The sequence below is a fragment of the Streptomyces sp. NPDC047453 genome (genome assembly GCF_040643155.1).
Taxonomy (GTDB): domain Bacteria; phylum Actinomycetota; class Actinomycetes; order Streptomycetales; family Streptomycetaceae; genus Streptomyces.
The window spans coordinates 93,255-116,040 of the sequence record NZ_JBEYTS010000009.1; the positions used below are offsets into that span (position 1 = coordinate 93,255).

Here is a 22,786-nt window from a genome sequence, read left to right on the forward strand (position 1 = left end):
GCGGTACGGGTGGGTCGGTGGCGGCGGGCTCAGCGCAGCCGGGCAGTGTGCGTATGACCCCGTGAGCCGCCCACGCGGACGGTGAGCACGGGCTGTCGGCCCGGCGTGACCGACACCGTGTCGTCGGCGCTGACCACCGTGCTCACGGGGAAGGGGAGCCGGACGGTCAGGGTCGTCGCCGTACGGCCCGGATCCGCCACCGCCACCGAGATGCCCTCGTCGCGGCGGCACACCAGGACGGTTCCGGAGCCGTCCGCGCTCAGCCCGTCGACCGAGCCGGCCGCCCAGAAGTGTGCCGCGAGCAGGCCGAGACGGGGTGAGGCGACGGCCTGGACGGTGGCGTCGTTGGCGAGTACGCGCGCCGGGAGGGAGCGGGACCAGGCCAGGGTCGCGGCAGCGGTCGCGCCCGGCAGCAGGACGTAGGCGTAGGAGGCGGACGTGGGGGAGGGGCCGTGGTCGAACCAGAGGGTGGCGTAGCGGCGGCTCACCGGGGTGGTGCTGCCGCCGGTGTCCGCACCGGTGTTGAGGGCGCTCCACGTGCCGGTCCGCTCCTCGCGCAGGGCGCGCAGCGGTCCGCCGGAGGGGAAGACATAGCCGCCCGTGCCTTCCAGGTGGGCCCAGCGTGTGTCGTCCAGTTCGGCCGACCACCCCTGCTCCGTGGGCTGCCGATGCCCGTCGACGATGAGCAGCGGCGCCCCTTCGGCGTGCAGGTTCCGGTTCTCCACCACCGTCTCGATCGTCCTGCCGTCGCTCGCCGTGATCCCGGCACCGAGCGCGAGGACCGCGTTGTCCAGGAAGAACCACGCCTTCTTGGCCCGCAGCGTCGACCCGTCCGCGATCAGCTCCATCGCGGCGGCACCGAAGCGGGCGTCGAGCGCGGCGCCGCCCGCGACCGCGTTCTTCGGGCGGAAGGTGCCGGTCCCGCCGCCGGTCCCGAGATCGGCCCGCGCGCGGGTGTCCACCGTCGTGCCCGGCAGCCGGTACGGGTCGACGGTCGGCCAGAAGGAGTCACCGAAGGCGTCCGGGTCGTCGGCGTCGTACAGGTATGTCATGCCGTCGCCGGTGTACCAGCCGTGCAAATTCTCGCCGTTGCCCATCTCGTAGGCGGCGATGCGCTTCGACGACAGCGACAGCGCGCACGCCCAGGACGGGCGCCGATGCACCACGCGGTCCATGTCTGCGAGGACGAGGTGCGCGGTGAGGCGGTCCGCGGGCCGCACCGCCGGATCGTCGAGGAGGGCCTTCGCGCGGGCCAGGGCGGGGATCCCGATGAGTTCCTTGTACGGCGTCCTCGTGTTGCGCAGGATCCAGCCCTTGGCCGCCGCGCGCCATCGGTCCGCGTAGGCCTGCGGTGCCCCGTCGGCGAGTTGGAGGATGTGCGAGACCGCGGTCGCACCGTCGTTGTGGTCGCGGGCGGACTCGCGGGAGATGGCACGGCCGCGCACCGCGTCCATCATCAGACCGTCGAACAGGAAGGGCTCGAAGCTCCGCTCCACAGCCTCGTACAGCACCTCGACCGAGGGGTCGGTGACGGCCCAGTCGGAGCCGGCGAGCAGCGCGATCAGTTGGCCGGCGCCGCCCAGCAGGACGCTGCCGTACGTGCCCGTGTACGCGACGTTGGAGTGCTGTACGAACGAGCCGTCCCGGTAGAACCCATCACCCGAAGTGACGTACTGGAACAGGCTGTTCTTCCCGTTGTCGCGGACGTCGGACAGGGCGTCGCGGGCCAGGGCGAGGGCGGCGGGGTCGCGCGCGAGCAGCCCGCGCAGGGCGACGATGACGGCCTTGTCGGAGCGGTTCGCGCCGGTCTCGGCGAGCGTCGGGGAGTTGGTGCGGCGATCCGCATTGGGGACGAACCTGGCCGCCGTCTTCACATAGGCATCGCGGTCCTCCGCGGGGAGATCGGCGCGCAGCAGCACGCAGATGTCCATCAGCGCGCGCGGCGCGCCGATCTCCCAGAACCACCAGTTGCCGGTCTCGGGACGGGAGGCGTTGTAGCCCACGGTGTGCAGGAAGCGCAGCGCGTCGAGGATCCCGTCGCGCACGGCCGCCTGCCCGGTGAGGGAGGTGCCGGGGGTGGCCCACGCGGTCGCGAGCGTGCGCAGTCGCGGATAGCTCTGGCCGAACATGCCGGGATCGGAGGCCGGGGACAGAGCGGCCCACAGTGCCTTGCGGCCCGCGGAGGTGTCCATCTGCCGCCACCAGGCGGAGGCCTGTGTGTCCAGGGCGGTGAGCGCGGCCGCGAAGTCCGGGTCCTCGGGGTCGAAGGCGCCCCCGGTCAACTGCTGTGCGGCGCGGGCGAGCAGGGGCTCGTACGGGTCGTCGGCGGAACCGGTGGCGGCACTCGCGACGCCCGGGCGGGCGACGAGGGCGACGGCCGCACCAGCACCTGCCAGTGCGGAGAGCACGGTGCGACGGCCCGGGCCGGACGGCTCGGCGGGGACATGGAGAGGCTTGTGGGCAGGGCGCATCCAGGGACTCCCATGGGGACGGACGACGTCGGAGCGACGGGCGGGACGAGCGGTGGGGCTGCGCGCCAGCATGTAAGCGTTTGCTATCCGGCCGCAAGAGGGTTCGCCGAGTTTCTGTTCGTTACTATGCGGATTGGGTCCCTTGCGAGCAGAATCAAGCAAGCCGTGCCCGGTGTCAGCTCCGGCGTGACTTGCCACTCCCCGAGGGCGTGTTCATCGGTGCCGCCACCGACTCCCGCACGACGATGTGCGTGCCGAGGCGCAGCGTGCCGGTCGTCGGGGCGCGCCAGTCGTCCTCGTCGCCACCGTTGAGTGCGACCCGCACGGCCTGCCGACCCATCTCCTCCAGCGGGATCCGCACGGTCGTCAGCCGGGGCCGCAGCTCCTGGGCCACCGGGATGTCGTCGTACCCGACCAGCGACATGTCCCGCGGGATGCGCAGCCCGGCCTCTTCCAGAGCCTGCGCCGCGCCCGCTGCCACGATGTCGTTCGCGGCGAACACGGCGGTGAACTCCGGGCCGCCGCTCAGCACTTCGGCCATGCGCCGGTACCCGAAGGCGCGGCTGAAGGCGCCGGGCTGTTCCAGCTCCGGATCCCGCGCGATGCCGCGCAGTTCGAGCGCGCGCCGGTGTCCGGCGAGCCGGTCCCGCGCCGTGGAGAGGCCGGGCGGCCCGCCCAGGTAGAGGATCCGCTCATGGCCCTGCCTGATCAGGTGGTCGGTGATCGCGAAGGCGCCACCCTCGTTGTCGTACTCGACCCCGACCGTCGGTACGCCGTCGCCGAGCGAGGGCCGCCCGCACAGCACGAGCTTCGATCCGCCCGCGTCCAGCTCCCGGGCCCGGCGCGCCAGTTCGGCCTTGTAGGCGCGGTCCTCGACGCTGCCGCCGACCAGCACCACGGCGTCCGCCCGCCGCTCGTGCATCAACTCGATGAAGGCGAGCTCGCGCTGCGGGTCGCCCTGGGTGCAGCACACCAGGCAGAGCCGGTCGCCGTCGGTGGCCTCGCGTTCGACGCCGCGTGCGATGTACGCGTAGAACGGATCGATCAGCTCGCTGACGATGATGCCGACGGTGCGGCCGGAGGCGCCGGCCAGCGCTCGGGCATGGGCGTTGACCACATAACCGAGGTCGCGCATGGCCGCCTCGACGCGCTCGCGCGTGGCTGCGGAGACCGGATAGTTGCGGTTCATCACACGGGAGACGGTCGCCGTGGACACCCCGGCGCGCTTCGCGACGTCGACGACCGTCGCGCGGCGCTGCCCGTTCCGGTCGCCCTGCCGCTCGCCGTGCCCATCCGGCCCGGGTGCCGTGGCACTCTGCTGGGACATCCGGCCCACCCCCTGATGGTCGTGCTGGTCTGCATGTGGTCGGTCCGCCCCAGAGCCTATGGCGTGCGGCGGTGGTTTGGTCACGCGATCCGCTCCAGGTCCTCCAGGAGCACGGCGTGGGCCAGCGGCACCCCGCGCGCGTACCGGGCCAGCTCGTCGACGGCGAGCGCGCCGAGCCTGCCCACCTCGTTGCCCTGGGCGCCCGCCATGTGCGGGGTGATGAAGACGTTGGGCAGGTCCCACAGCGGGTGTCCCGCGGGCAGCGGCTCCGGGTCCGTGACGTCGAGTACGGCGTCGATCCGGCCGCTGACCAGGTGTTCCGTGAGGGCTTCCGTGTCCACGAGCGGACCGCGCGCGGTGTTCACCAGCAGTGTGCCCGGGCGCATCAGGCCGAACCGGCGGGCGTCGAGCAGATGGTGGGTGTCCGCGGTGTCCGGCGCGTGCAGGGTCACCACGTCGCTCGTCGCCACCAGGGTGTCCAGGTCGGTGAGGGTGGCGCCGAGCAGTTCCGCCTCGGCGTCCCCGACGTACGGGTCGTACAGGAGCACCTCGGCGTCGAGGGTGCGCAGCAGTTCCGCGACGCGACGGCCGATGCGCGAGGCGCCGACCACGCCGACCGTGATGCCGCGGGTGCCGAGCCAGTGGTGGCGCTCCAGATCGGCGTCGGTGCGGTGGGTGCGCCGGCCGCGGAAGAGATGGGCGAGCGGGAAGGCCCGCTTGGCGCCCAGGATGATCGCGGCGAGCGTGAACTCGGCGACCGGCACGGCGTTGGCCGCGGCCGCCGAGGAGACCGCGATACCGCGCTCGTAGGCCTCCTGGCTCAGGAACGTCTTCACGGTGCCGGCCGCGTGGATCACCGCGCGCAGCCGGGGCGCCCGGTCGAGTGCGGCCCGGTCGACCGGTGGGCAGCCCCAGCCGGTGAGCAGCACCTCGCACTCGGCGAGGGCCGCCTGCGCCTGCGGGCTGGTGAACTCCCGTACGACACGCGGAGGCCGGATGTCCGCGGTCTCCTCCAGGCGCGCCCGCACGGCGGGCGGGAAGACGTCGTCCACGACCGAGGAGTCCATCGCGAGGACCGTACGGGGTCGCCGCGGGGGCGGTGTGGCGTCGGTGGCCTCGGCCTCGACCGGCGCCTCGTCAGTGGTACGCACCCTGCCTCCGGACAGTAAACGTGTTCTATGGCGGTACCGAACGCTAGGGAGCACGTCGCTTGACCGTCAAGGTCACAAAGAAAGTATGGCGGTCAAGTTGCCCTGGTTCAGTAGGAAATGACGGCCTGAAGTGGCCGGTTCGCAGCGCTTCCTCGCTCGGTCAAATCTCCTGATCTATTGACGATGGGGTTAACCGCTTACTAACTTGCCGCCGCAGAAACGCAGTTCCTGCGCCAACCGGCCGAACAGGACCGCTCCATGACTGTCTCCGCACCACCGAACGCCGTCGACCGCGTTCCCCGCAAGACCCTTTGGCAGCGTCTCAAGCGCGACAAGGTGATGCTGCTGCTGTGCCTGCCCGGCTTCCTGTACTTCGTGGTGTTCCACTACGTACCGCTGCTGGGCTACATGGTGGCCTTCCAGGACTACCAGCCCTACCTGGGCTACATGCACAGTGCCTGGACCGGCTTCACCAACTTCACGACGGCCTTCGCCGACCCCGACTTCTGGTCGGCGACCGGTAACACCCTGGAGATCGCGCTCGTCCAGCTCGTCCTGTTCTTCCCCGTGCCGATCGCGCTCGCACTGTTGCTCAACAGCGTCGTCAGCGACAAGCTGCCCCGCTTCGTGCAGAGTGTCGTCTACCTGCCCCACTTCATCGGCTGGGTCATCATCGTCTCGATCTTCCAGCAGATCCTGGGCGGCGCCGGCGTCGTGCCCGATCTGCTCGCATCCCTCGGCCTGCCCCGCTACGACATGACGACCGACCCGAACGCCTTCCCCTGGCTGCTCGCGCTCCAGGTCATGTGGAAGGACGCCGGCTGGGGCACCATCATCATCCTCGCCGCACTGCTCTCCATCGACCGCGGCCTGTACGAGGCGGCAGCCATGGACGGCGCGGCCAGGTGGCGCCGCTTCTGGCACGTCACCCTGCCCGGCCTGTCCCCGGTGCTCGTCCTGCTGCTGATCCTCAACCTCGGCAACATCCTCACCGTCGGCTTCGAGCAGATCCTGCTCCAGCGCGACGCCGTCGGCCCCGGCGCCGGTGAAGTCCTCGACACGTACGTCTACTTCCACGGCATCAAGGACAACCAATGGGGCACGGCGGCCGCCGTGGGCCTGGTGAAGGCGGTGATCGGCACCGTCCTCGTCATCGGCGCCAACAAGTTCGCCCACCGGCTCGGACATGAAGGGGTGTACCGCGGTGCTGACCGTTGAGACGTCCGCTGTGAAGACGCGCGGTGGGAGCGCCACCCGCCCCGCACCCGCGGCGGGAGAACTGCGCCCCTCCGGCGCCCGGCCCCCGTGGATGGAGAAGCCCACCCGGCTCGGCCTCGTGCTCAAAGGCCTCGCCCTCGTGATCGTCGTGGGCCTGGTGGCGTACCCGCTGATCGGCGTGATCGGCACGAGCTTCGCCTCGCAGACCGACATCATCAAGTCCAACGGGCTCGTCCTGTGGCCCGACCACCCCAACTTCGACGCCTATCGCACCGCGTTCACCGGCGGGCGCGTGACCCGCGCCCTGTTCGTGAGCATCGGTGTCACCGCCATCGGCACCGCCTGCAGCCTCCTCGCCACCATCGGCATGGCGTACGGGCTGTCGCGGCGCGGCATCGTCGGCGGCCGGTTCATCCTCATGACCTCCCTGTTCACGATGCTCTTCAACGCGGGCGTCATCCCCAACTTTCTCCTGGTGAAGGAGCTCGGCCTCTACAACACCTTCGCCGCGCTCGTCCTGCCCACCATGGTCAGCGCCTTCAACCTCGTCGTGATGCGGGCCTTCTTCATGAACCTGCCGGAGGAGTTGTACGACGCCGCGAAGGTGGACGGCGCGGGCGACTTCCGGACCCTGATCCGGGTCGTACTGCCGCTGTCCAAGGCGGTCATCGCCGTCGTCGGCCTGTTCTACGCCGTCGCGTACTGGAACGCGTACTTCAACGCCCTGCTCTATCTCGGCGACAACGACAAGTGGCCGCTGCCCATGGTCCTGCGCACTTTCATCCTCCAGGGCCAGAACCTCGACACCGCAGCGGCCGGCGAGGTGGTCGCCCCGCAGCAGGCCGTGCAGATGGCCGTCCTCGTCATCGCCGTCGTGCCGATCCTGCTCGTCTACCCCTTCCTCCAGCGGTTCTTCACCAAGGGCGTCCTCACCGGCGCCGTCAAGGGCTGAGCCGCGCCCCGATCAGCCGCACCCGCACCCGCACCCCCCAACTCTTCCCGTATCCCCTCGCATTGAGGAGTCCCCCCATGTCCGGCACCACATCCGTCAACCGCCGCACCCTGCTCCGCTGGGGTGCGGGCGCCGGTCTCGCCGTCGCCGCGGCGCCGCTGCTCGCCGCGTGCGGCGACGGCGGCACCGGCGCCAAGGCCGAGGCCAAGAACGCCAAGCTGCTGCCGACCACCACCGTGCGCAACATCGGCATCAAGGCCGACCTGCCCGGCACCTCGGCGGGCGTCCCGAACGCCTTCCTGAAGTACCCGGGCGAACTGGCACGTGCCACCGAAGGCACCCCCCTCAAGGGCGCCAAGAAGATCACCGCGGTCACCGAGACGTTCGCGCCGCTGCCCCCCGGCCGGGGCAAGAACGCCGCCTGGCGGGAGATCGAGAAGCTGCTCGGCACCCAGGTCGACTTCACGGCCGTGCCCGCGGACGACTACCCGGCGAAGTTCTCGACGATGGTCGCCGGTGACCAGTTGCCCGACATCTTCATGTACCCGGAGACGGGAGGTGTCGACAACATGGGCTCGTTCCTTGCCGCCAAGTGCGCCGAGCTGGGCCCCCACCTCTCCGGCGACAAGGTCAAGGACTACCCCAACCTCGCGGCCATCCCTCAGTACGCCTGGCGCGACGCCATCAAGGGCGGCAAGCTCTACGGCATCCCGATCGCCCGCTCGGGCAGCGCCGGCGCCGGCTTCTACCGGGCCGACCTGTTCAAGCAGGCGGGTGTCACCAGCCTCGACGAGATCGACAGCATCGAGCGGCTCGTCGAGCTGGCCAAGGACCTCACGGACGCCAGGAAGAGGCAGTACTTCTTCTCCGGCGGCGCCACCACCCTGCTCGCCATGTCGGCCGGCGCCCAGCACTTCTGGAAGTTCGACCGCAAGTCCGGCAAGTGGACGTACCAGCTGGAGGACGACAAGTACCGGTACGCGGTCGAGACCGCCGCCAAGCTCTACAAGGCGGGCTGCTACTACCCGGGCACCGTGCAGATGTCCGGAGCCCAGAAGGCCCAGTACACGGATCTCTTCAAGAACGGCAAGGCCGCCTACGTCTTCGACGGCATGCCGGCGTACCTGACCACGGCCACCGGCTACGTCGACGCCATGGCGGCCATCGACAAGTCGTTCGACGCACGGCCCATGGTCCCGGTCGGCAAGGACGCGGTGACCTGGACCGACAACGTCTCGCTGCAGAACTGCTACATCCGCCGGGCAGGCGAGGAGCGGGTCAGGGAACTGCTGCGGCTCGCCGACTTCGCCGCCTCGCCCTTCGGGTCGCTCGAATACACGCTCATCAACTACGGCGTCGAGAACGTCGACTACCAGCGGGACGAGAACGGCACGCCCGTCCTCACCAAGCAGGGCACCCAGGACGTGACCGTGCCGTGGGGCAAGCTCGCCTCCGCGACACCCGCGTTCTTCAGCGCCACGCATCCGGAGGCCGCCCGCTACGTGCACGAGGTGTACTCCGTACTGATCCCGAAGCTCATCGAGGACCCGACCCTCAGCTATTCCTCGCCGACCTGGGACTCCAAGGGGCTCGGCAGCCTCTACACCATCCACCTCGATGGTCTGAAGGACCTGGTCACCGGACGCAAGCCGTTGTCCGCGTACGACTCGGTCGTCAAGCAGTGGCGCAACGCCGGGGGCGACCAGTGTCGCGCCGAGTTCGAGCAGGCCTCGCAGAAGGGGAAGAAGTGAACACCAGCAGACGCGCGTTCCTCACGAAGGCGGCGGTCGCCGCCGCGATCACCGTACCGATCCTGGGCTCGCCCGCCGGCGCCGCGGGGTTCGACCCGCGCCCCGGCTCCGACGGGGTCGGCGACCCGCTGTTCCCGACCCTCGGCAACGGCGGCTACCAGGTCGTCCACTACGACCTGGCCTTCGACTTCACTCCGGTGACGTACGACTTCACGGCCGTGGTGAAGCTGAACGCACGGGCCACGCAGGACCTTTCGGCGTTCAACCTGGACACCGACGGCCATACCATCGACTCGATCACGGTGAACGGCCGCGCCGCGTCCCACGCCCTGTCCCTGGGCCAGTCCGGCCAGGAGCTGACAGTCACCCCGGAGGCACCGCTCCACAAGGGCGCCCCGTTCGACGTCACCGTCGCCTACCGCGGCAACGGCAAGGCGCCGCGGGCCGGACTGACCGGCTGGAGGTTCGGCTCGGACGGCGGCTTCGCCTCCGCCGTGCAGTCGTCACGGGCCGACACGTTCCTGCCGTGCAACGACACGCCGTCCGACAAGGCCACCTGGACCTTTCACATCTCCGCGCCCGAGGGCTATGTCGGCGCCGCCAACGGTGAGTTGACCGGCAAGGACAAGCGCGCTGACGGCTCGACGGTCTGGCACTTCGCGCTGCGCGAGCGCATGCCGACGGAGCTGCTCGGTATCGCCGTCGTCAAGGGCACCTATCTGTACGGAACTTCGCACACCGGGCTGCCCCTGCGGCACATCGTCCCGCAGGGCCAGGAGGACAAGTACGCTCCGATCGTCGCGCGTACTCCCGACCACCTCGCCTGGTTGGAAGCGAAGTTCGGCCGCTACCCGTTCTCCGTGTACGGCGTCCACATCTATGACGGGTACACCGACGCCCTCGAGAACACGACACTCACCCTGATGGGCACCAACTGGTTCAAGCTCAGCAGCGACGGCTACCCGACGTACGAGAACACCATGGTGCACGAGCTGACCCACCAGTGGTTCGGCGACAGTGTCACGCCGAACGACTGGCAGCAGGCCTGGCTCAACGAGGGCCCCGCCGTGTACTACGCCGCGCTCTACAGCGAGGAACGCGGCTGGTCCGTCATGGCCGAAAAGATGAAGGCGACGTACGCCAAGCTCGACGCGATCCGCGCGACCGACGGACCGCCCGGGCTGCCCAAGGCCCTCGGCGGCACCAACATCTACGAGGGCGGCGCCCTGGTGCTCCACGCACTCCAACTCCACGTTGGGCAGCAGAAGTTCGACCGGATCATGGGCCTGTGGCCGCGCCGCTTCAAGGACCGCACGGTCACCAGCGAGGACTTCATCACCCACGCCGTCGCCGTGGCGGGCGACCGCTCGCTGGACCCGTACCTGCGGGACTGGCTGTTCGGCGCGAAGAACCCGCCGATGCCGGGCCACCCGGACTGGACTGCCACTGCTTGACCGGGGGCGGCCGGACCACGGCCGCCCCGCACACGTCAGTCCCGCACCTGAGCCGCACCCCCAAACCCCGGCCCGCCTCGAGCGGCGGGCCGTTCGAGCGGAAGGTCATCGCATGAGACCGCGTACCCGCACAACTCGCACCGCCGGAGCCGCGTTCCTCGTCGGCGCGGCGCTGCTGCTCAGCCCGCTGCCGGCCGCCGAGGCGGCCCCGGCCCTCAAGGTCCTGTACGCCGCACCGCACGGATCCGGTTCCCACTGCACACTCGGGCGTCCCTGCTCGGTGGAGGGCGCGCGGGACGCCGCCCGAGCCGTCACCGGACGCGACGTGCGCGTCGAACTCGCCGACGGAACGTACGAGTTGAGCGCCCCGTTGCAACTCGACGCGAAGGACTCCGGAGTCACCTGGGCCGCGGCCCGCGGCGCGCGGCCCGTGCTCTCCGGCGGCCGGGCCCTGACCGGCTGGACCGTGAACGGCGACGGAACCTGGACCGCGAAGGTGCCCGAGGGCATCACCCCACGCCAGCTGTTCGTCGACGGGCAACGGGCCGTGCGCGCCCGGGGAGGGTCCTGCGCCGCCTCCGTGTGCGACGCCACCAAGACCGGCATGACCGGCGCCGAGAAGACCGGCATCGCCGACTGGACCCGGCCCACCGACGCCGAGGCCGTCATCAGCGTCCGCTGGCGCAACTACCATTGCCGGATCGCCGCCGTCACCGGCGACGTCATGACCTTCGCCCAGCCCTGCTGGACCAACTCGGCCTCCGGGACCAACCGCACCGGCCCCGCCTGGGACACGACGACCGTCGACTCGTCCCGCTACTCCAAGGTCGCCTTCTTCGAGAATGCCCGCGAACTCCTCGACGAGCCCGGCGAGTTCGTCTGGGACTCGGCCGCACGCACCGTCACATACCTGCCCCGCAAGGGCGAGGACCCGCGCCGCTCCAAGGCCGTCACCCCGGTCACGGAAGGGCTGCTCGTGCTCGACGGCGCCCACGACGTCCGCGTCACCCGCATCGGCTTCGCCTATGCCGCCTACCAGCAGCCGAACACGGACGAGGGCTACGCGGGCATGCAGGCAGGCCTGACCCTGACCGGTGCCACCGGCCCCGTCGACCACGCGGGCCGCTACTACACCAAGCCCGCCGCCGCCCTCAGCGTCCGCGGTGGCCGCCACGTGGTGGTCGACCACAGCACCTTCACCCACCTCGGCGGCGCGGGAGTGATCTTCGAACAGGGCACCCAGGACTCCACGCTCACCGGCTCCCGCTTCACCGACCTCTCCTCCGGCGCCGCGTACATCGGCGACACGGAACCCATGCCGGCCCCCGAACTCGTCGGGGCCCGCAACACGGTCTCGTACAACACCATCCGCCACACGGGCGTCGAGTACACGGACGCCGTCGGCATCTGGGCGGGCTACGAAGCCGGAACCGCCATCGACCACAACACCCTCGACGATCTGCCGTACTCCGGCATCTCCGTCGGCTGGGGCTGGAACCAGCCCGAGGCCCGGCAGTCCGTGCTCCGCGACAACCGCATCACGAACAACCGGATCACCGACGTCATGCGGGTCGAGCACGAGCAGCACGACGGCGCCGCCATCTACACCCAGGGCGCTCAGCCCGGCACCGTGATCTCCGGCAACTACATCAACCGCAGTGCGTACGGGAACACCGAACGCGACGGCAACGGCATCTACCTCGACGAACAGTCCAGCCACATCGCCGTCACCAAGAACGTCATCACCCGCATCGGCTACAAGTGGGTCTCCAACTGGGCCGACTACGGCATCGACAACCAGGCCACCGGCAACTGGACCGACACCGACGCCCCGGCCCTCGCGGGCACCGGCTCGATCATGGCCGACAACCACACGAAGCTGGACCGGCTCCCGGCCGAGGCCGTCAAGGTCGCCGAGGCCGCCGGCGCGAACGGCCGCGGCAGCGTCGAACAGCTCCGCCCCGACCTGGCCCGCACCGGCACCGTCAGCCAGTCCTCCACGGACGGCACGGCCACGGCGGCCAAGGCCACCGACGGTGACACCTCCACCGACACCCGCACACTCTCCGAGGCGGGCGCCTGGTGGCAGGTGGACCTCGGCGGCGCCCAGCACGTCGGACAGGTCGAGGTCTGGAACGACACCTCCATGACCACCGCCGACTTCGACGTACAGCTCGCCACCTCGGCCGACTTCTCCGACGCCACCACCGTGCACGTCACCGGCAAGGCACTGCGCCCCACCCTCCTCGACACCGACACCGAGGCCCGCTACGTCCGCATCCGGCTCACCGGCACCGGGCGGGTGGCCCTCGCCCACGTCCTGGTGCACCCGTAGCCCGGAGCACCGGAGGGGACGCCGCGGACCAGTCAGCGGGTCTGCGGCGTCCCCGTGCTTCCATGCTTTTGCGCGCCGCACCAACACCACGTAAAGGAAAGGCGGTTACGCCATGACCGACGCCTCCCGCGACCTGCGCCTCGGCGTCATCGGTTACGGACTGCGCGGCTCCCTCGCGCGCACCGCGCACCGGCCGGCAGCCGGCTCCCGGGTCACCGCCCTCGCGGACCACGACGCCGCCGCGCGGGCGGAGGCGGCCCTGGCGTTCCCCGGCGCGGTGATCTTCAGCGACCACAAGAGAGTGATCGGGGACCCGGAGGTCGACGCGATCCTCGTCCTCACCCCGGACCACACGCACGCCGACGTCGCCCGAGAGGCGCTCGAGGCGGGCAAACCGGTCTTCGTCGAGAAGCCGCTCGACATCACGATCGAGCGCTGCGACGACCTCCTGCGCACCGCCTACGAGACCGGCAGCCGCCTCTACGTCGGCCACAACATGCGCCACATGCCCGTCGTCCGCCTGATGCGCGACATCATCGCGCGCGGCGAGATCGGCGAGGTCAAGACCGTGTGGGTGCGGCACTTCGTCGGCTACGGCGGCGACTGGTACTTCAAGGACTGGCACGCCGAACGGCAGTACACCACCGGCCTGTTGCTGCAGAAGGCCGCCCACGACATCGACGTGCTGCACTGGCTCGCGAGCGGCTACACCCGGCAGGTCCAGGCCCTCGGAGACCTCATGGTGTACGGCGACAATCCGCACCGGCGCGCACCCGGCGAGCTCAAGCACGAGGACTGGTACACGAAGGACGGTCACTGGCCGCCGCACACGCAGCGCGCTCTCAACCCCGTCATTGACGTCGAGGACGTGTCGCTCGTCAACATGCGCCTCGACAACGGGGTGCTCGCGGCCTACCAGCAGTGCCACTTCACGCCGGACTACTGGCGCAACTACACCGTCATCGGGGACGCCGGCCGGCTGGAGAACTTCGGAGACGGGCCCGGGGGAGTGGTCAAGGTGTGGAACTCCCGCCGCTCCACCCACCGGGCCGAGGCCGATGCCGCGTACCCCGTCCCGGACGCCGAGGACAACGCCGGGCACGGCGGCGCCGACCCGCTCCTGATCGACGAGTTCGTGCGGTTCGTGCGCGAGGGCGGCGTCACGGACACCTCGCCGGTCGCCGCGCGCATGGCCGTCGCGGCCGGAGTGCGGGCCACCGAGTCGCTGCGCGCCGGCGGCACGCCCCGCGAGATCCCGGAACTCGCCCCCGAACTGATCGCGTACTTCGAGCAGGGGCAGACCCGTCCGGCATAGACCTGCAGGAAGGCTGCGGCGACGCTCGAGAAATCCCGGATGGCCCCGGGCCCCCTCATTTCTCGCGGACCTCACAGGACCTGGATGAGCCGCGAGCGGTGCTGCACGGACGGCTCGCTGCGCTCGGCGCCGCGTTGTCGTAGAGCTGCCTGAGTGTCAGCGCACGGTCTCGTCGCGGCGGCAGTGCAGGAAGAGGTGGGGCTCGGGCCCGGCGCCGGGGTGGTCCGGGGTGAAGGCGGTGCTGTGCCGGGACAGCACCGTCAGCCCTGCCGCCTCCACCATGCCGGTGACGTCCTCCTCCGCGAAGCTCGTCGCCCGGACCGGCCGGCCCATGAAGACCACCTCGACGTCCTCCACGTCCGCGGGCACGGTGGCCAGCACCAGATGCCCGCCGGGCTTCAGGGCCAGGGCCAGCCGCCGCGTCAGAGCCGACTGCTCGGCGCGGGTCATCTGCAGCAGTGAGAAGAACACGCACACACCGTCGAACGAGTCCGCCTCGATCGGGAGATCACGGATGTCGCCGCAGCGGAACTCGGCCTCGGGGACCTGACGGGCGGCGAGTTCGACCATGACAGGGGAGACGTCGACGCCCAGCACCGAGTGCCCTGCCTCGATGAGCGCGGCCGCGGTGGGCCGCCCGGTGCCGCTGCCCACGTCCAGTGTCCGCGCAGCAGGCGGCAGTCGCTCGATCAGCCACTCCAGCGCGGACAGGTGCGCGGGGTCATGGGCGAACGCCTTCTCGTACGCGGGTCCCAGCGCGTCGAACAGTACGGCGGCAGGCGGCCGTTGGTCTTCGTGCGTCACGTCGGTGTCCCTTCGCTCGCCGGCCTGCATCGTCGCACCCGCCCCATGCGCGCCACAACAGCAGCGGTCGCCCCTTGCGGGGGAGCGGGGAACTGCAGGACGCGCGAGCGGGGCAGGTCGCGCGGCCCGAGAACCTCGTCGATGTGGCCCGCCTGGTCATGGCGTACCACGCGCTCCACCTCGTTCGTCGGCGTCCTGGCCAAGGGCCGGGAGAACCCGTACGCGACGGGGGAGCCGCACCCGGGGGACGAGCGCTGTGGCGATCCCTGTGCGTTAAGCAAGTTTGACTAATGGGCCTGACGGCGCTTACCTTCGAAGGCTTGTAGTCAAGTTTGACTAGTAGGGGGTTCAGTGGCCGACGCGGCGATCACCGTCGAGGAAGCACGTAAGACGTACGGCGGGAAGGACACGAAGAACGGCAGGCCCGCGCTGGACGGGCTCGACCTCACGGTCGCTCGCGGCACGGTGCACGGAGTGCTCGGCCCGAACGGCGCGGGCAAGACCACCCTGGTCCGGATCCTGGCCATCCTGCTCCGGCCCGACGCGGGCCGGATCGAGGTGGCGGGCCACGACGTGGTACGCGAGGCGTACGCGGTACGTCTGCGCATCGGCCTGCTCGGCCAGCACGCGGCACTCGACGAGGAACTCGGCGGCCGGCAGAACCTCGAACTGTTCGGCCGCCTGCATCACCTTGGCGCGCGACGTGCACGCGCGCGTGCCGACGAACTCCTGGTGCGCTTCGACCTCGCCGCAACCGGCGGCAAGGCGGTACGGCAGTACAGCGGAGGCATGCGGCGCCGCCTGGACCTCGCCGCCTCCCTGATCACCGAACCGGAGGTGCTCTTCCTGGACGAACCGACCACCGGTCTCGACCCGCGCGGCCGCGCGGAGGTGTGGGACTCGGTCCGTTCCCTGGTCGACGGCGGTACCACCGTCCTGCTCACCACCCAGTACCTGGAGGAGGCCGACCAGCTCGCCGACCGCATCTCGGTCGTGGACGCCGGCCGTGTCATCGCCGACGGCTCGGCCGACGCGCTCAAGGCGGCCATCGGCGGCGACCGCGTCGACGTCGTCCTGCGCGACGCCGGGCAGTTGAGCGCGGCCGTCGCGCTGCTGCCCGTACCGAAGGACCGGATCACCGTGGACACCGACCGCCGTCTGCTGAGCGCCCCGGTCGCCGACCGCATGGCGGCCCTGGCCGGGATCGTCCGCGCTCTGGAAGAGGCGGGCATCCAGGCCGAGGACATCGCGCTCAGGCGTCCGACGCTCGACGAGGTGTTCCTGCAGCTCACCGGGCACGACGACCGAGTGAAGGAGACCGCGTGACCACCTACGCACTGACCGACTCCTGGACCATGACCCGTCGCGAACTCGCCCGCTGGAGGCGTCAGCCGGTGGCGGTGGTGGTGAACCTGGTCTTCCCCGTGATGCTGCTGCTGATGTTCGGCTACCTGGTCGGCGGCGGCCGGGGCGTGAGCGGCGACTACCTCGACTACCTGGTCCCCGGCATGCTCGCGCTCACCATGGCCTTCGGTCTGGAGGGCACGATGGTCGCCGTCACCCAGGACCTGAACAAGGGCGTCGTCGACCGCTTCCGCTCGATGCCCATGGTCGACGGCGCGGTCCTGGTGGGCCGTTCCGCCGCCGACATGCTGCAGTCGGCGATCGGCCTGGCGGTGCTCCTGGCCGTCGCCGCCGCGCTCGGCTGGCGCAGCGGCGGCGGGCCGGCCGGATTCCTGGGCGCCGTGGGACTGCTCCTGCTGTTCCGGTTCGCGATGCTGTGGATCGGCATCCACCTGGCGCTGGTGGCGGGGAAACCCGAGCTGGTGCAGGCGGTGCAGATCCTGGTCTGGCCGGTCGGCTTCCTGTCCAACGCCTTCGCCGCGCCCGAGTCAATGCCCGGCTGGCTCGGCACGGTCGTCCAGTGGAACCCGATGTCCCACACGGCCACGGCCGTACGCGACCAGTTCGGCGGCCCCGGCGGCGAGCCGGGGCACGTGTGGGCGGCCGTCGCCTGGCCTCTGGCACTGCTCGCCGTGTTCTTCCCGCTGGCGGTACGGAGATTCGCGCGGCTGAGCCACTAGTAGTGCTTCGTCACGTTGGGTGATCCCGCCCGGTGGTGGTCAACCCTGGTGACGTGGCTTCAGTGGGTCGTGCCGCCCGCGACCCACTGGCTCCACGGCATGTTCCAGTCGCTGAGGCCGTTGTCCGGGGCCAGTACGGTGTTGTCCTCGGAGTTCTTGACGATCACGACGTCACCGACCATCGAGTTGTCGAAGAACCACGCGGCGGGCTGCTTGCCGTCGTCGCCGCCCTTGACGTCCTTCAGGCCCACGCAGCCGTGGCTGGTGTTGACCTTGCCGAAGATCGAGTCGGCACCCCAGTAGTTGCCGTGGATGAACGTGCCCGAGGCGGACAGGCGCATGGCGTGCGGTACGTCCTCGATGTCGTACGCGGGCTTGCCGTCCTTCTTCGTGAGGCCGACAGTCGCACCGTTCATGCGGATCTGCTTGAACTTCTCGGAGATGACCATCTGGCCGTTGTACGTCGGGTGCTCGGGGCTGCCGGACGAGATCGGGATGGTCTTGATCGTCTTGCCGTCCCGTACGACGGTCATCCGCTTCGTCTTGGCGTCGACGGTGCTGATCTGGCTCCGGCCGATCTTGAACGTGATCGTCTTCTGGACGCCGTGGACGTTGAGCTTGACGGTGACGGTGGAGCCGGGCTTCCAGTAGCTCTTGGGGCGGAAGTCCAGACGGTTGTCGTTGAACCAGTGACCGACGACTTGCTGGCCGCTGCTGGAGCTGATCCGGATCTTCGACTGTATGGCGGCCTTGTTGCTGATCGCCTTGTCGAAGTTGACTGTCACTGGCATGCCCACGCCGACGGTCGAGCCGTCCTCGGGGGAGAGGTGCCCGATGAAGCCCTTGGCCGGGGAGGCCGTGGTGATCGTGGCGTTCCCGGTGACGGGGCGGCTCTTGGCGTCCTCGGCCTCTGCGGTGACCTGATACTTCGTGGCCCGCTCCAGCTGGCCATTCGGCTTCCAGGACGTGCCGTCCGCGGACAGGATGCCCGGAATATCGGCACCGGTCGCGACGGCGGTCATGGTCACCTTGGTGAGCTTGCCGTTGCTGACGGTGACCTTGACGGGGTTGCTGCCCCCGACGCTGTCGACCCCTCGTGCGGTCGTGATCTTTACTCGGGCTTCGGAAGGCTCCTGGGCGGCCGCCTGACCCTCCCGCGCCTGCGATGTCGGGTGGTCCCCGGCAGCGTTGCCGCTGGTGGCAGCGTTGCTGGTGCCGCCGAGGGCCGTGAGTGCGAGTACGCCGCCGAGTACGCCGGCCGTGGCGACCAGCCTGGTGCGTCGTTTACGTACCGTGATCAAACGCTTCTCCCATGCCACTGCTTTTCGGATCCCTGGGGATGGTCGTCGCAGGAGTGCAACTTGCCGTAGAACCACTTATACGCATTCATCCATCCTGAAATGGGCATTTTGTGGCGAAGGCCACGCACTGTCGAGCGCGTCGCCGAGGCCCTGCTCGACGGCCGGATGGCGCGTAGTCGCTCTGCTCTCGCTGTCCTGTGCCGGCCATGACGGGGACGCCCCTCGAGCACGAGGTGCTTGAACCTCGGAAGCGCGGCCGCCTCTGGGCCGGACAGCGTCGACGTGGTCGATGACCGAGACGGCCAGGGCACCCGATCCCACGCCTGAGCCGGTCGAGCCCATCACCCCGTCCGAACGGGGCCCCTCGCTGCGAACACGGCGGGGCGGTTGCTGAGGCCTGCCCGGCTGGACCTGGAGACTCCCGCCGACGTCCACACCGTATTCGTGTGCTCCCCGGGCTCGGCGCCGATACGGGCTGCGGCCTCGGCCTCGATGAGTTCCTGCAGGTTCCGCTGGGACAAGGCCATCGCGCCATCTCTCGCTTCAACGAGCACCGCTACTCGGAGAGTTGCGCGATGGCTCCCTCTTGACCAGGTGCTATGCGGAGCGCCCGCTCCCTTCTCAGGAAGCCCCCAGCGCCCCGGCTCCAGCCGCCCCACCACATCAACTACGAACCCCGGAATGACATCGGATGCGCGACGTTCCGGTCGGTCCGGGCCGTCCAGGTCTCTGGCGGGTAGCCGTCGGGGCGTATTCCCGCCATTGGTGGTCAACGCCTGTTCCCCACAAGTCCCTTCAGACTCTTCGCAACGTCCGGGCGTCCGGCCTCACCCCCCACCGGCGCCCGGGGTCCGTAGAGGAGAGGGAACCATGACAAGAGGTACCGCGCGACGCGGCGCGGCCCTGCTGTCGGCCGGTCTCGCGTTCGCGCTGCTGCCCACGGCTGGTGCGGGCGCCGCACCGGCCGCGCAGGACGTCGTGCCCGCGCAGGCCACCAAGGCCGCCCGCGCCACCCACACGGTGACGCTGGTGACCGGCGACAAGGTGACCGTCACGGAGATCGGCGGCGGCCGCAAGACCGTCGACGTCAAGCGTCCCCAGGGCGCCACCGGCGCGGTGCGCACCCAGGTGACCGACGGGCGGATCACCGTCATACCCGAGGAGGCGCAGCAGTACCTCGCCTCCGGCACCCTGGACCCCCGGCTCTTCGACGTCAGCACCCTGATCGAGCAGGGCCTCGCGGACAGCAAGGTCGACGCGACACCGCTCATCGTGACGTACAAGGGCCGGAGCGCGCGCTCCGCGGCCGCCACCCCGAAGGGCGCCAAGCGCACGCGCAAGCTGAACAGTGTCGGTGGTGCCGCACTCGCCGCCGACAAGGGCCGTACGTTCTGGAACGCGGCCACGGAGAAGGGTCAGTTCGCCGACGGCATCGGCAAGGTGTGGCTGGACGGCCGGGTCAAGGCCGACATGGACCAGTCGAACGCGCAGATCGGTTCGCCGAAGGCGTGGGAGGCGGGGCTCACCGGCAAGGGTGTGAAGGTCGCGGTGCTGGACACCGGTTACGACACGACGCATCCCGATCTCGCCTCGCGGGTGAGTGAGTCGAAGTCGTTCATCGCCGGGCAGGAGGTCGCGGACCGGCAAGGGCACGGCACACATGTGACGTCCACGGTCGGCGGTTCGGGTGCCGCGTCCGACGGCAAGGAGAAGGGCGTCGCCCCCGACGCGACCCTCGCCGTCGGCAAGGTGCTCAGCGACGAGGGCTTCGGTACCGAGTCCGAGATCATCGCCGGTATGGAGTGGGCCGCCAAGGACATCAAGGCCAAGGTCATCTCCATGTCCCTCGGCTCGCAGGAGGGCAGCGACGGCACCGACCCGATGGCCGCCGCCGTCAACTCCCTCTCCGCGGAGACCGGCGCCCTGTTCGTGATCGCGGCCGGCAACTCCTACAGCCCCGGCACCATCGGCTCGCCCGGTGCCGCCGACGCCGCCCTCACCGTCGGCGCGGTCGACGGCCAGGAAAGGCGCGCCTCCTTCTCCAGCCAGGGCCCGCGTCTCGGTGACAACGCCCTCAAGCCGGACGTCTCCGCTCCCGGCGTCAACATCCTCGCCGCCCGCTCCTCCCTCGTGAACGGCTCGGGCTCGTACACGACGATGAGTGGTACGTCGATGGCGACGCCGCACGTCGCCGGTGTCGCCGCGCTGCTCGCCCAGGCCCACCCGGACTGGACGGGAGCCCAGCTCAAGGACGCCCTGATGTCGTCCTCGAAGCGGCTCGACGACACGACGTACGCGGTCGGCTCGGGCCGCGTCTCCGTGCCCGACGCCATCGCCGCGAAGATCACCGCGACCGGCAGCGCCGACCTCGGCTTCTTCAAGTGGCCCTACGAGAGCAACAAGCCGGTCACCAAGACCGTCACCTACTCCAACTCCTCCGACCAGCCCGTGGAGTTGAAGCTGGCCGCGGAAGGCGCGCCGGACGGGGTGGTCAGTCTCGCCGACAGCACACTGACCGTGCCCGCGCACGGCACCGCCTCCACCACCGTCACCGGTGACGGCAGCAAGGCCGCCGTGGGCACCGTGAGCGGGCAGATCGTGGCCAGCGCCGCCGGGATCCCGGTCGCGCACACCGCGTTCGGCCTGGTCAAGGAGGAGGAGCGGTACACGCTCACCGTCCACGTCAAGGACCGCGACGGCAAGCCGACCCCCGCGAACATCGTCTTCCAGCAGCTCGCCCAGCGCACCAACCCGGGTGTCGTCACGGTCGGCGACTCCGGCACCGTCAAGCTGCGCCTGAGGCCCGGCACGTACACCGCCGACACCTTCCTCGACGTGCGCGGCTCCAGCGGCCCGGACTCGCTCGGCCTCGCCTACCTCTCCGACCCGGAGATCAAGCTCGACCAGGACCGCGAGATCACTCTCGACGGGCGCACGCTGCGCGAGGCCGCGATCCGGCTGCCCAAGGACACCGAGCCGCGCCAGCGCCTCATGGAGTACGACCGCAAGGCGGGCGGCGCCGACGTGCTCGGCATCGTCCAGGTCCCGATCAAGTACGACTCGCTGTTTGCCGCACCGACGAAGAAGGTCACGGACGGCAGCTACGAGTACCGCACCGTCTGGCGCCAGGGCCAGCCGCGGGTCGCCGTCGACGGCATCGACGAGACGTACGAACAGCCCGGCTCCACGCTGATCGAGGGCCACAGCCGGCTCGGCGTCGTCGACGCCGGGAACGGCGCGCCCGCCGGCTACGCGGGCAAGGACGCCAAGGGCAAGGCCGTCCTCGTGCACGCCGACGGCACCCTGACCGAGGCCCAGATCGCGCAGGCCGCCCAGGATGCGGGCGCGAAGGCGCTGTTCGTCACCGACGACGCGCCCGGCCGCCTCAACACCCTCTTCTACGACAACCACGAGAACCGCCCGCTGCAGATCGCGAGCGTCACCCAGGCCGACTTCGCCCGCCTCCAGGCCCGCGCCCGCAGCGGCGGCGTCATCGACATGACCGGCACGGACGACGCCTCGTACCTGTACGACGTGTCGAAGGGCTACACGGGCGCCATCCCCGACCGCAGCCTCGTCTACGCCCCGGCCGGCCGGGACCTCGCCACCGTCGACACCACGTACTACGGAGACAAGAAGACCGAGGGCGGCGAGTTCCGCTTCTCGCTCACCGACACCTTCAAGGTCGGCGTCGGCTTCCAGGAGCGCCACACGTTCCCGGGCAAGCGCACCGACTACGTGTCGATGGAGCCGGGCCAGAAGTGGCACGAGTCCGTCAACCTCCCGAGCCTGGAGGAGCGTTCGGGCCTGGTCACCTACCAGCCCGGCAAGCGCACCGAGCTGAACTGGTTCAAGCCGGTCTGGCACCCGTGGCTGGGCTCCGGGCTCGGCTGGGGGCAGCAGCGCTGGGCCGACCAGATCAAGTTCAACACCCCGGGCTGGGGCGACTCCGGGCCCGACCACACCGGCTTCGGTGACCCGTACGACCCCGAGAGCGGCATGAAGCAGTACACCGAGGTCTTCGCCGACGGGGTCAGCCAGGGCCGCAGGGTCAGCTCCGCCGGCTACGTCTGGGAGGCCGACCCGGCCGAGAAGACGTACAAGGTCGTCACCGACACGGCGCTCGACCCCGCCAAGTGGAGCCTCGGCACCACGGGGCACACCGAGTGGACCGTGCGCTCGGCGCGGCCCGCGACCGACGCGCAGATCTTCCTGCCGATGATCAACCTCGGCTTCGACGTCGACACCGACCTCGCCGGGAAGGTCGGCGCGGGCACGAAGCTGCCCGTCGGGCTCTACGCCGAGTACGTCAAGGGCGCGACCCGCACCGGCACCATCGGCGGCGGCAAGCTGGAGGTCTCCTACGACGACGGCAAGACCTGGTCGTCCGTCGGCCTCGCCGGCAGCGGCGCCTCCTGGAAGGGCGAGCTGCAGGTGCCCGAGAACGCGACCTCCGTCTCGCTGCGGGCCTCCGCGAGCGACGACAAGGGTGCGACCGTCTCGCAGGAGATCGTCCGGGCGGTCGGCGTGAAGTGACCTGCTGAGAGCGGGAGTTCGGGCCGGTGCCCGGCGCGGAGCACCTTCGCGCCGGGCCCCGGCTGTTTCGTTTCCCGGGCCGCCAGG

14 protein-coding genes are annotated in these 22,786 nt (G+C 70.2%); 9 read left to right on the plus strand and 5 right to left on the minus strand.

What is annotated here, in order from left to right:
• Nucleotides 1–29: 29 nt before the first annotated feature.
• From ABZ818_RS11415 to ABZ818_RS11425, 3 genes are all read right to left on the minus strand, one after another.
• Entirely contained in the window at nt 30–2,471 is a 2,442-nt protein-coding gene (locus tag ABZ818_RS11415) for a polysaccharide lyase 8 family protein (protein ID WP_361412971.1), read from the minus strand.
• A gap of 175 nt (nt 2,472–2,646) precedes the next feature.
• Nucleotides 2,647–3,807 (minus strand): LacI family DNA-binding transcriptional regulator, encoded by a 1,161-nt coding sequence (locus ABZ818_RS11420; RefSeq protein WP_361412972.1) that lies wholly within the window; start codon nt 3,805–3,807, stop codon nt 2,647–2,649.
• A gap of 71 nt (nt 3,808–3,878) precedes the next feature.
• Nucleotides 3,879–4,865, minus strand: a complete 987-nt coding sequence (locus ABZ818_RS11425; protein ID WP_361413058.1) for a hydroxyacid dehydrogenase — start codon at nt 4,863–4,865, stop codon at nt 3,879–3,881.
• A gap of 342 nt (nt 4,866–5,207) precedes the next feature.
• On the opposite strand from ABZ818_RS11425, the gene ABZ818_RS11430 reads away from it, so the two are divergent.
• From ABZ818_RS11430 to ABZ818_RS11455, 6 genes are all read left to right on the plus strand, one after another.
• Nucleotides 5,208–6,167, plus strand: coding sequence for an ABC transporter permease subunit (locus ABZ818_RS11430; protein ID WP_361412973.1), 960 nt, complete (start codon nt 5,208–5,210; stop codon nt 6,165–6,167).
• A gap of 91 nt (nt 6,168–6,258) precedes the next feature.
• Entirely contained in the window at nt 6,259–7,119 is an 861-nt protein-coding gene (locus tag ABZ818_RS11435; protein WP_361413059.1) for a carbohydrate ABC transporter permease, read from the plus strand.
• A gap of 77 nt (nt 7,120–7,196) precedes the next feature.
• On the plus strand, nt 7,197–8,870 hold the full coding sequence (locus ABZ818_RS11440; RefSeq protein ID WP_361412974.1) for an extracellular solute-binding protein: 1,674 nt from the start codon (nt 7,197–7,199) through the stop codon (nt 8,868–8,870).
• On the plus strand, nt 8,867–10,324 hold the full coding sequence (locus ABZ818_RS11445) for a M1 family metallopeptidase (protein WP_361412975.1): 1,458 nt from the start codon (nt 8,867–8,869) through the stop codon (nt 10,322–10,324). Before ABZ818_RS11440 ends, ABZ818_RS11445 begins: the two co-directional genes overlap by 4 nt.
• Nucleotides 10,325–10,436: 112 nt before the next feature.
• Nucleotides 10,437–12,659, plus strand: a complete 2,223-nt coding sequence (locus ABZ818_RS11450) for a right-handed parallel beta-helix repeat-containing protein (protein ID WP_361412976.1) — start codon at nt 10,437–10,439, stop codon at nt 12,657–12,659.
• Nucleotides 12,660–12,771: 112 nt separating this feature from the next.
• The gene (locus ABZ818_RS11455) at nt 12,772–13,974 is read left to right on the plus strand and encodes a Gfo/Idh/MocA family oxidoreductase (RefSeq protein WP_361412977.1); all 1,203 of its coding nucleotides are present in this window, start codon (nt 12,772–12,774) and stop codon (nt 13,972–13,974) included.
• Nucleotides 13,975–14,130: 156 nt separating this feature from the next.
• Here ABZ818_RS11455 and ABZ818_RS11460 read toward each other — a convergent pair whose 3' ends face one another.
• Complete coding sequence (locus ABZ818_RS11460; RefSeq protein WP_361412978.1) at nt 14,131–14,778, minus strand: class I SAM-dependent methyltransferase; 648 nt, start codon at nt 14,776–14,778, stop codon at nt 14,131–14,133.
• A 351-nt stretch (nt 14,779–15,129) separates the two neighbouring features.
• Between ABZ818_RS11460 and ABZ818_RS11465 the strand changes: the two genes are divergently transcribed.
• Nucleotides 15,130–16,104: an ATP-binding cassette domain-containing protein gene (locus ABZ818_RS11465; protein WP_361412979.1), complete on the plus strand. Its 975-nt coding sequence runs from the start codon at nt 15,130–15,132 to the stop codon at nt 16,102–16,104.
• Nucleotides 16,101–16,862, plus strand: a complete 762-nt coding sequence (locus tag ABZ818_RS11470; RefSeq protein WP_361412980.1) for an ABC transporter permease — start codon at nt 16,101–16,103, stop codon at nt 16,860–16,862. Before ABZ818_RS11465 ends, ABZ818_RS11470 begins: the two co-directional genes overlap by 4 nt.
• Nucleotides 16,863–16,921: 59 nt before the next feature.
• On the opposite strand, the gene ABZ818_RS11475 is transcribed toward ABZ818_RS11470, so the two are convergent.
• Nucleotides 16,922–18,163, minus strand: a complete 1,242-nt coding sequence (locus ABZ818_RS11475) for an Ig-like domain-containing protein (protein WP_361412981.1) — start codon at nt 18,161–18,163, stop codon at nt 16,922–16,924.
• Nucleotides 18,164–19,033: 870 nt separating this feature from the next.
• On the opposite strand from ABZ818_RS11475, the gene ABZ818_RS11480 reads away from it, so the two are divergent.
• A complete protein-coding gene (locus ABZ818_RS11480; RefSeq protein ID WP_361412982.1) occupies nt 19,034–22,699 on the plus strand; it encodes a S8 family serine peptidase in 3,666 nt (1,221 codons plus the stop codon).
• Nucleotides 22,700–22,786: the final 87 nt, after the last annotated feature.

Coding starts and splice junctions, on each gene's coding strand:
- ABZ818_RS11415 (WP_361412971.1), bottom strand. CDS start 2,471: ATGCGCCCTGCCCACAAGCCTCTCCATGTCCCCGCCGAGCCGTCCGGC.
- ABZ818_RS11425 (WP_361413058.1), bottom strand. CDS start 4,865: ATGGACTCCTCGGTCGTGGACGACGTCTTCCCGCCCGCCGTGCGGGCG.
- ABZ818_RS11430 (WP_361412973.1), top strand. CDS start 5,208: ATGACTGTCTCCGCACCACCGAACGCCGTCGACCGCGTTCCCCGCAAG.
- ABZ818_RS11435 (WP_361413059.1), top strand. CDS start 6,259: ATGGAGAAGCCCACCCGGCTCGGCCTCGTGCTCAAAGGCCTCGCCCTC.
- ABZ818_RS11440 (WP_361412974.1), top strand. CDS start 7,197: ATGTCCGGCACCACATCCGTCAACCGCCGCACCCTGCTCCGCTGGGGT.
- ABZ818_RS11450 (WP_361412976.1), top strand. CDS start 10,437: ATGAGACCGCGTACCCGCACAACTCGCACCGCCGGAGCCGCGTTCCTC.
- ABZ818_RS11455 (WP_361412977.1), top strand. CDS start 12,772: ATGACCGACGCCTCCCGCGACCTGCGCCTCGGCGTCATCGGTTACGGA.
- ABZ818_RS11480 (WP_361412982.1), top strand. CDS start 19,034: ATGACAAGAGGTACCGCGCGACGCGGCGCGGCCCTGCTGTCGGCCGGT.